Annotated in this window: 8 protein-coding genes; 6 read left to right on the plus strand and 2 right to left on the minus strand. The window is 70.7% G+C overall.

What is annotated here, in order from left to right:
• The first annotated feature begins 212 nt into the window (after positions 1–212).
• Positions 213–725, plus strand: a complete 513-nt coding sequence (locus FNH04_RS34475; RefSeq protein ID WP_152789786.1) for an EF-hand domain-containing protein — start codon at positions 213–215, stop codon at positions 723–725.
• On the opposite strand, the gene FNH04_RS34480 is transcribed toward FNH04_RS34475, so the two are convergent.
• Positions 709–2,256 carry a class I adenylate-forming enzyme family protein gene (locus tag FNH04_RS34480; RefSeq protein WP_322724694.1) on the minus strand — a complete coding sequence of 516 codons (1,548 nt, stop codon included), beginning with the start codon at positions 2,254–2,256 and terminating at the stop codon, positions 709–711. The two genes, FNH04_RS34475 and FNH04_RS34480, sit on opposite strands and share 17 nt — an antisense overlap.
• Positions 2,257–2,412: 156 nt before the next feature.
• Between FNH04_RS34480 and FNH04_RS34485 the strand changes: the two genes are divergently transcribed.
• The 4 genes from FNH04_RS34485 to FNH04_RS34505 all read left to right on the plus strand — a co-directional run bounded on the left by FNH04_RS34485 (position 2,413) and on the right by FNH04_RS34505 (position 6,675).
• A complete protein-coding gene (locus FNH04_RS34485) occupies positions 2,413–3,606 on the plus strand; it encodes an amidohydrolase family protein (RefSeq protein ID WP_152789787.1) in 1,194 nt (397 codons plus the stop codon).
• Positions 3,607–3,631: 25 nt separating this feature from the next.
• Positions 3,632–4,786: an acyl-CoA dehydrogenase gene (locus tag FNH04_RS34490; protein ID WP_152789788.1), complete on the plus strand. Its 1,155-nt coding sequence runs from the start codon at positions 3,632–3,634 to the stop codon at positions 4,784–4,786.
• A 6-nt stretch (positions 4,787–4,792) separates the two neighbouring features.
• On the plus strand, positions 4,793–5,692 hold the full coding sequence (locus FNH04_RS34495) for an acyl-CoA dehydrogenase family protein (RefSeq protein WP_322724695.1): 900 nt from the start codon (positions 4,793–4,795) through the stop codon (positions 5,690–5,692).
• Between the two features lie 485 nt (positions 5,693–6,177).
• On the plus strand, positions 6,178–6,675 hold the full coding sequence (locus tag FNH04_RS34505) for an ATP-binding protein (RefSeq protein ID WP_322724696.1): 498 nt from the start codon (positions 6,178–6,180) through the stop codon (positions 6,673–6,675).
• 622 nt (positions 6,676–7,297) lie between these two features.
• Here the strand turns inward: FNH04_RS34505 and FNH04_RS34510 are convergent.
• Positions 7,298–8,224: a cyclase family protein gene (locus FNH04_RS34510; protein ID WP_152789789.1), complete on the minus strand. Its 927-nt coding sequence runs from the start codon at positions 8,222–8,224 to the stop codon at positions 7,298–7,300.
• A gap of 154 nt (positions 8,225–8,378) precedes the next feature.
• Between FNH04_RS34510 and FNH04_RS34515 the strand changes: the two genes are divergently transcribed.
• Positions 8,379–9,290 (plus strand): SDR family NAD(P)-dependent oxidoreductase, encoded by a 912-nt coding sequence (locus tag FNH04_RS34515; protein WP_322724698.1) that lies wholly within the window; start codon positions 8,379–8,381, stop codon positions 9,288–9,290.
• The last annotated feature ends 243 nt before the right edge of the window (positions 9,291–9,533 follow it).

Raw genomic sequence — 9,533 nt, forward strand, 5'->3', positions numbered from 1 at the left:
GCCGTCCCCCCTCCACGGACCACACCGGACCACCACGTGCCGCTACGAACTGCGCACAGCCCGTGCGGCAACTGACACAGGAGCCACGCTGTTGTCGCAAAATTCCACCGGTCTTGGCACAAGGGTCGTTTTCCCGCTCCGGCATGGCTCCTGACGTCGTACGCTCCTGCGAGACGCACCCCACGTGATGAGGTAAGGCGGGCCCGAAAGACATGGTCAGCACCGAGAACGAGCGCAGGATCGCCGCCCGGTTCGCCGGCTTCGACCAGGACGGCAACGGCTATATCGACCGGGCGGACTTCAGCGCCGCGGCCAAGGCGGTCCTCGCCGAGTTCGCCACCACGCCCCGGTCGGACAAGGGCCAGGCCCTCTACGGCGGCGCGGAGGCCTTCTGGCAGGGCATGGCCGGGATCGCGGACCGGGACGGCGACCAGCGCATCACCCGGGACGAGTTTGTGAACGGCGCGGTCAAGCGCCTGCGCGACAACCCCGACCGGTTCGCCGAGATCGCCCGCCCCTTCCTGCACGCGGCTCTCGCCGTCGCGGACTCCGACGGGGACGGCTCGGCCACGGTCGAGGAGACCGCCCGTGTCCTCAAGGCCCTCGGCGTGCCCGAGGAGGCCGCCACCGCGGCCGCCGCCACCCTCGACGCCGACGCCGACGGCAAGGTGGGCGAGACGGAGGTCGTGACGGCGTTCGCGCGCTACTTCACGGTGCCGGAGTAGTCCCCGAGAAGCGCTCCCTCAGCTTGTACTTGAGCACCTTCCGCAGGGTCTCGTTGCGCGGAAGGGCGTCCACCACCTCCAGCTGCTCCGGCAGCTTGTGCACGGACAGCCCTTCCGCGCGCAGGTACGAGGTCAGCGTGGCCAGGGTCGGGCGCTCGGCGCCCGGTGGCTGCTCCACCACCGCGCAGACCCGTTCGCCGCGCTCCGCGTCGGGCAGGCCGATCACGGCGACGTCCCCGACCGCCGGGTGCCGGTGCAGCAGGTCCTCGATCTCCCTGGCGGAGATGTTCTCGCCCTTGCGGATGATCACGTCCTTCAGGCGGCCGGTCAGCACCAGGTGGCCGCTCGCGGTGAGGTGCCCGAGGTCGCCGGTTCTCAGGAACCCGTCCTCGTCGAACGCCTCCGCCGTCTGCCCCGGGTCCAGATACCCCTGGCACACGGCTTCCCCGCGCAGCCGTACCTCCCCGTCGACGCCGTACGGCACGGCGGCCCCCGCCCGGTCGACGATCCGTATCTCCATCCCCTCCGGTGGGCGCCCCTCGGTCGTCGCCAGGTTCTCCGCCGAGTCGTCCGGTGCCCCCATCGTGATCATCGGCACCTCGGTCATGCCGTATCCATGCGTGAGCTGGACGCCCATCTCCCGTACGACGGAGTGGTACAGCTCGGGCGGTTTCGGTGCCCCGCCGCCCGCCAGCAGCCGCAGGGCCGGAACGACCGGGGTGCCGGGCTGCTTGCGCTGCTCGGCGAGGAACATCGAGTAGAAGGCCGTGGACCCGCCGGCCACCGTCACCCCGTGCCTGCGGTACCCCTCCAGCGCGGCCGGCAGTGCGAAGTGCTCGAACAGCACCGCCGGGAAGCCGTACAGCAGCAGCATCACCAGGTAGTCGGGGCCGCCTATATGGGCGTACGGGAAGGCGATCGAGCCCACGTCGGACGCTGTGAGGTGGAGCGCGTGGGCCAGGCACGAGCCGCCCGCGATCAGTGAGCGGTCCGTGTGGAGCACGCCCTTGGGGTCGGACGTGGTGCCCGAGGTCCAGTAGATCCAGCGGACCGAGGTGCCGTCGGAGGGCGGTGCGGGGAGTACGGACGGGTCGCCGTCCGCCAGACGGTCGTACGCCTCGAAGATCCCCTTCGCGCCCAGCCGCCGAACCATCTCGGTGTGATCGAAGCCCCGCCACTCGCCGGGCACGGCGACGTACTCGGCCCTGGACTCCCGCAGCGCGAAGCCGACCTCGCGGTCCCGGTAGAAGGGGATGACCGGTGACTGCACGGCGCCCAGACGGGCCAGCGCGAGGGACAGCAGCACGGTCTCGATCCGCGTGGGCAGCTGCCAGGCGACCACCGTGCCGGGGCGCACCCCCGTGTCGTACAGCCCGGCCGCCACCCGCTCGGCCCGCTCGCGCAGCTCGCCGAAGCTCAGGGTGCGGTCGTCCTGGAGGAGGACGGGCCGGTCGGGGGTGAGATCGGCGCGGCGGGAGACCAGCTCCCAGAAGGTGCGGGAGGCGCCCAGAGAGTGTGCGGTGTCGTTCACGTTCGGCCCCCTGATAGCTGACGGTCAGTCAGATGGTGGCCGAAGCGTAGGGCGCTGCGCCTTGTCGGTCCAGGGGTCCGGGGATAGCCTTCCCGTGGAGCCAGATCTGACGGGCCATCAGAAATCCTGGGTGTGTACATCAGGCGGAGGGGACTCATGACGGAACTGCCCCGCATCATCAGCGTCGACGACCACGTGATCGAACCCGCGCACCTCTTCGAGACCTGGCTGCCCGGGAAGTACCAGGACCGCGGGCCGAAGCCGCTCACCGCGGGGATCGGCGAGCTCGCCTACGTGGGCGGCAAGTACCAGATCACGATGGACCCGGACGGCCCGCCCACCGACTGGTGGATCTACGAGGACCTGAAGTTCCCGTACAAGCGCAACATCGCCGCCGTCGGCTTCGACCGCGACGAGATGACGCTGGAGGGCATCACCCGGGAGGAGATGCGACGCGGGTGCTGGGACCCCGTCGAGCGGCTCAGGGACATGGACCTCAACCACGTCGAGGCGTCGCTCTGCTTCCCGACCTTCCCGCGCTTCTGCGGACAGACGTTCGCCGAGGCGCACGACAAGGAGGTCGCGCTGGCCTGTGTGCGCGCCTACAACGACTGGATGGTCGAGGAGTGGTGCGGCGACAGCGGCGGCCGGCTGATCCCGCTGTGCATCATCCCGCTGTGGGACATCGACCTCGCGGTCGCCGAGATCCGGCGCAACGCGGCCCGCGGGGTGAAGGCCGTGACCTTCTCGGAGATCCCCACCCATCTGGGCCTGCCCTCCATCCACTCCGGCTACTGGGACCCGTTCTTCGCGGTCTGCCAGGAGACCGGGACGGTCGTGAACATGCACATCGGGAGCAGCTCGCAGATGCCGGCCGCCTCCCCGGACGCGCCCCCCGCCGTCCAGGCCTCGCTCTCCTTCAACAACGCGATGGCCTCGATGATGGACTTCCTCTTCAGCGGGGTGCTGGTCAAGTTCCCGCGCCTCAAGCTCGCCTACTCCGAGGGCCAGATGGGCTGGATCCCGTACGCCCTGGAGCGCGCCGACGACGTGTGGGAGGAGCACCGCGCCTGGGGCGGGGTCCGGGACAGGATCCCCGAGCCGCCGTCGACGTACTACTACCGGCAGATCTTCTGCTGTTTCTTCCGCGACAAGCACGGGGTCGCGTCGCTGGACGTGGTCGGACGGGACAACGCGACCTTCGAGACCGACTACCCGCATGTGGACTCGACCTTCCCGCACACCAGGGAGGTCGCCCTCGACCATGTGAAGGGCCTCGACGACGAGACCGTCTACAAGCTGATGCGCGGCAACGCCATCCGCATGCTGGACCTGGCCTTCGACAAGTAGCCGCGCCGGACGTATCGGACACGCCATGGACCTCACGTACACGCCCGAGGAGGAGGACTTCCGGGCGCGCCTGCGGGAGTGGCTGGCGAAGGTGCTGCCCGCGCTGCCGCCGAAGCCGTCCCCCGCCGACTGGCCGGCGCGCCGGGCCTACGACCTCGGCTGGCAGCGGACGCTGTACGACGCCGGATACGCGGGACTGCACTGGCCGGCCGATGCCGGGGGACAGGGGGCCACGCCCACCCAGCACCTGATCTTCCTGGAGGAGACGGAACGGGCGGGTGCGCCCTACGTCGGAGCCAACTTCGTCGGGCTGCTGCACGCGGGGCCCACGATCGCCGCCGAGGGGACGCCGGAGCAGCGGGCGCGCTGGCTGCCGCCCATCCTGCGCGGCAAGGAGGTCTGGTGCCAGGGCTTCAGCGAGCCGGACGCGGGCTCGGACCTCGCGGCGCTGCGCACGCGCGCGCGGAGGGACGGCGACGCGTACGTCGTGAGCGGGTCCAAGATCTGGACCTCCCACGCGGAAGTCGCCGACTGGTGCGAGCTGCTGGTCCGTACGGATCCGCAGGCGCCCAGGCACAGAGGGATCACCTGGCTCGCGATGCCCATGGACGCGCCCGGGATCACCGTACGGCCGCTGACTACCCTCGCCGGGTCGGCGGAGTTCGCGGAGGTCTTCCTCGACGAGGTGCGGGTGCCGGTGTCCCACCGGGTCGGGGAGGAGAACGACGGCTGGCGGGTGACCATGGTGACGCTGTCGTTCGAGCGGGGCACGGCGTTCGTGGGCGAAGTGGTCGCGTGCCGACGCGTGTTGGGCGAGCTGGCCCGCGAGGCCCGGAAGAACGGCCGCTGGGACGATCCCGTGCTCAGACGCAGGCTGGGCCGTCTGAACGCCGAGTTCCGCGCGCTGTGGCGGCTGACGCAGTGGAACGTCGGCGAGGCCGAGCGGAAGAGCGGGGTTCCGGGGGTGGGCGGGTCGGTCTTCAAGCTCCGCTACTCGCACGCGCGGCAGGAGCTGTACGACGCGGCCGCCGACGTGCTGGGCGTCGAGGCGCTCGACCTCGGCCGGTCATGGGTGCCCGAGCGGCTGTCGTCCCTGTCGTACACCATCGCGGCCGGGACCTCGCAGATCCAGCGCAACATCGTGGCCGAGCGCATCCTGGGCCTGCCGAAGGGACGGTGACCCGTCGTGCACTTCCAACTCACCGATGACCAGCGAGCCCTGCGCGGCGGGGTGCGCGAGCTGTTCGAAGGGCGTTTCGGGCGGGAGGCGCTGCGGGCCGCGGTGGACTCCCCGGGACTGGATCGCGCCCTGTGGCGCGAGTTGGGCGAGGCCGGGCTCTTCGCGCTGCGGCTGCCCGAGGCGGAGGGCGGCGTGGGACTCGGGCTGCCCGAGGCGGTGCTGGCCTTCGAGGAGGCCGGCCGGGTACTGCTGCCGGGCCCTGTGGTGGCCACGCATCTCGCGGCCTGCTCACGGGTGCCGGGCGCCGCGACGGGCGAGACCGTGGTGACCGCCGTTCAGGGCGGGCTCGTGGAGTGGCTGGACGAGGCGGACGTCGTACGGGGGGACGCGTCCGGGGCCGAACCGCTGCGGTCGGTGGACCCGCTGACGCCGCTGCACCGGGTGCCGGATCACGGTGGGGGTGGCTCTTCGACCGACCCCGTGGCCGTTCTGCTGACCGCCGCCGAGCAGCTCGGTTCGGCCTCCCGCACCTGCGAGCTGGCCGTGCAACACGCCCGGGCGCGAGAGCAGTTCGGACAGCCCATAGGGGCCTTCCAGGCGGTCAAGCATCTGTGCGCGGACATGCTGGTGCGGGTCGAGACCGCGCGTGCGGCGGTGTACGCGGCGGCCGTCACCGCCGATCCGCGGGACATCGCGGCGGCCCGGCTGCTCGCCGACGAGGCCGCCGTCCGTGGAGCCCGTGACTGCCTCCAGGTGCACGGCGGTATGGGCTTCACCTGGGAGTCCGACGTGCATCTGCACCTGAAGCGGGCCTGGGTTCGGTCGTGCCGTAGCGGCGATGTGACGGAAAGTGAGGAAACGCTCGCGGGCGACTTGTTGGCTGATCGGGAGGCGATGGCGGCCTGACCAGGGGGCTCGTGGGGCTGACGCGACGGGTGTTACGGATCGTGGCATACCGGAATTACCGAGCGTTGATACCGGGTCGTGTCCTACGCGTGACTTGTCACGCCCTGTCGTCGGACGTCCACTCCGGTACCTTGTGTGAGATGCGAGTGGTTTCGAGGTCGAGCCATCCCGGAGTTGCCCACGAGGCGGCGGCCCCGGATCCGGCGACGCATGCCGCTCGCACAGGTGAACGGGGGTTCGGCCCCGTCTGTTCGACTCCCCGCGACGAGCGTCGCACAGTATGCCGCACGCGTACTCCTTCGCGCTGGAATATGCCCGAAGCGCTTGGCGGGGTGACTGTACGTCAACCATGCTTTCGTGTAAGGGGATCACGGTCGGTGATCCCTGTCCCGGCCCCGCAGTCGGTGGCCGGGCGGAAGATGACCACGATCGTGGCCTTGTCGAGGCGCGGGGCGATGTGTCCGCCGGTTCGGATGGTGTGAGCGGTGCAGGTGCTTCAAGTGCAGCTGGAGATCCGGCCCGACCCCGCGGAGGTGGGGCGCGCCCGGCGATGGGCCCGTTCGCGGCTCGCCGGGTCGGGGATAGAGGCCGACGAGCCACTGTCCGAGGTGCTGATCCTGCTCGTGTCCGAACTGGTCACCAATGCCGTGGTGCACACCGGTTGCCCGGCCGTGCTGCGGCTGCTGCTGTCCGGGGCGTGTGACGGTTCGGCGGGCACGGTCCGTCTGGAGGTGGCCGACTCCAGCGCCCGTCCCCCCGTGCCCCGGTGCGCGGAGAGCGAGGAGACGAACGGGCGCGGCCTGGCCCTCGTCGAGGGGCTCGCCGACCGCTGGGGCTGGATCCCCGAGGGCGTCGGCAAGCGCATCTGGTGCGAACTGGACCGGTGCGTGCCCGAGGCCCGCCCGAGTGCGGTCAGTGCTCCTGTCTCGGCTTCCGTCTCGAGTGCCGTGGCGTGCGAGGGATTCGCGTACGAGGCGGTGTAGGGGCTCCGGCCTCGTCGAAGCGTGACGGTCGGGGCGAGCTGACGGCCGGGGCGAGCTGACGGCCAGGGTGAGCTCACGGCCAGGGTGTTGGACGGGCGGGCTGCTCGATACCCGGCGCGTGTGATGGCCGGGGTGTTCGCGCCGCACACGCCTGCGCGCGGGGTGTACGCGCGTGGATGGCGCCTCCGGCGGACCGGGATGGGTGCGCCCGGATGTGCTCCCGTACGCGCCGCCGTGAAACCGTCCTTAACGGGCAAATACTCGAACAGGTGTTGACGTGTCGTGTCCGTTTGATCACGCTTGTGTCCAGCGATTCGCCGCGAGGGGACGACGAGGACTTCGGTGACGGGAGCCCTCGACGAGCGTGGGTCGTGATCCGGCGTCGGCTCCCACAGGGCCGGACGACCCGCCAGGCGGGGGCTGTCCGGGGGGCAGGGCGGATGCGCCGGAGCCGGATGGCGGCGCGCGATGCCGTGCTCGGGGCGAGCGTCGGCGCGCCGCCAACCGGAGGATCAGGGCGGGGTGGTTCGGCGGCGCCGTGCGAGGCGGGGTGCGGCCGTGCGGGCTCTCGGGACGGCGGAGGGCGTCGCGGGCTCGCGGGACGACCGCCGGCGCCGAGGACTCACAGGACGGCCACCGGTGCCACCGGTGTTCCCGTGGCGCCCACGAACGGCTCGGGCGTCGCCGACAGCAGGAAGCTGTAGCGGCCTTCTTGTCCACAGGCTGTGGACAACTCTTCGAGATTCCAGTTCTGGCCCTGGAGCATCCCCATCTCGACGAGGTCGAGGGCGTGCACGGGCAGCCACAGGTTCTCGATCTCCGGCGGGAAGACCTCGAAGGTGAGCGTGTCGTTGGCGACGGCCGCCACATCCCGTGCGTGGAACCATTCGGGCGTGCGGATCGAGAGGCCGGGTGACGGGTACGCGTACGCGTGCGTGTCACCGTCGAGACAGGCCCGTATCTGCCCGGTGCGTACGAGGACGATGTCCCCCCTGCGCACCCGTGTGCCCGCCAACTCCTCGGCCGCCTCCAGGTCTTCCGGTGTGACCGCGTGGTCGCCGGCCAGCCGCTCCAGGCCGAGGGCGCGTGGGATGTCGAGCAGCACCCCGCGCGACACGAGGTGCCGTACCTTGTCGATCCCGCTGAACTCCGCACCGCCGTGGGGGGTGATGGTGTCCGCCGGGCGGCCGTTGTAGATCCGTCCCGAGTGGGAGACATGGGTGAGGGCGTCCCAGTGGGTGGCGGCCTGCAGTCCCATGGTCACGGCGTCGTCGCTGCACGCGACCGTGCCGGGGCCGAAGATCTCCTGGTTGATCTGCACCATGACGTGCAGGGGATTGACCCGCCCGGGGATCATGCCGGTCTGGACGCCGTCCTGCCGGAGGGGGAGCGCGAGCGGCACACGCCGCCCGGTTCGTACGCAGGCGATGGCGTCCCGTACGACGTCGTCGGTGATCAGGTTGAGCGTCCCTATCTCGTCGTCGGCCCCCCAACGGCCCCAGTTGTTCACGCGCTTGGCGATCCGGTGGAACTCGTCCGGCAGCGACATGGGCCCTCCCAGCTGGCGCCCGCCCTTTCCCCGTGCTCCCGGACGAGTCTTGTCGTGGTCCTGACCGGGGTCTTGTCTCCAGGTATCTGACGGGTCGTAGAATCGCTTCCATCAAATCTAACGGTCCGTCAGAAACGACGGGAAGGGGCCCGGCGTGGGGAACTTCTTGGCAGGCAAGGTCGTCGCCGTGACGGGTGCCGGACGCGGGATCGGACGGGCCGTGGCCCTCGCGGCGGCGGCCGAGGGAGCGCGGGTCGTCGTCAACGACTACGGGGTGTCCATCGAGGGCTCGGAGCCGACGAGCGAGGTGGCCGAGGCCGTGGTCAAGGAGATCGTGGCGGCCGGCGGAGAGGCGGTCGCCGTGGCCGACGACGTGTCGACGATGGCGGGCGGACAGCGCGTCGTGGACACGGCGGTCGAGGCGTACGGCCGGGTGGACGGTGTGGTGTGCGTGGCGGGGATCCTGCGCGAGCGGATGCTCTTCAACATGTCCGAGGAGGAGTGGGACCCCGTCGTCGCCACCCATCTCAAGGGCACCTTCACGGTGTTCCGCGCCGCGTCGGCCCTGATGCGCAGGCAGAAGTCCGGCACCCTCATCGGCTTCACCAGTGGCAACCACCAGGGTTCGGTTGCCCAGGCCAACTACAGCGCGGCCAAGGGCGGGATCATCTCGCTCGTACGGAGTGCGGCGCTTGGGCTGCACAAGTACGGGGTGACGGCGAACGCGGTGGCGCCGGTCGCGCGTACGCGCATGTCCGCGAACGTGCCGATGGAGCTTTCGGAGATCGGCGAACCGGAGGACGTCGCCGCACTGGTGGTCTACCTCCTGAGCGACCGGGCTCGGGAGGAGCGGATCACCGGGCAGGTGTACACGGTCGCGGGACCGAAGATCGCGGTGTGGGCGCAGCCGCGGGAACTGCGTTCGGCTTTCGCGGAGGGCTCCTGGACGCCGGAGCGGATCGCCGAGGTGCTGCCGGGGAGTGTGGGGGTGGATCCGATGCCGATGCTCGCGCGGCTGGAGGAGATGGCCCGGGCGGCGTCCGAGGGGGCTCGGCCCAACGCCTGAGGGGTGGCGGGGTTCGTCGTACGGGCGTGTGCGGGTTTGACGTGGCTGGTCGCTCCCCCAAGTTCTCGGCTTCGCTCGAACAGGGGGGACCCCCATCGCGGCGGAGCCGCATGAATGACACGGCCCCGCGCCCCTTTCATTTCGCTCGGCCTGCGTGAGGAGGGAACCGTGGACTTCGGGTTCGGTGTTGAGGGCGAGGCGTTCCGGAGTGAGGTGCGGGAGTGGCTGCAGTCCCATCTCTGT

The organism is Streptomyces phyllanthi (genome assembly GCF_009377205.1).
Taxonomy (GTDB): domain Bacteria; phylum Actinomycetota; class Actinomycetes; order Streptomycetales; family Streptomycetaceae; genus Streptomyces; species Streptomyces phyllanthi.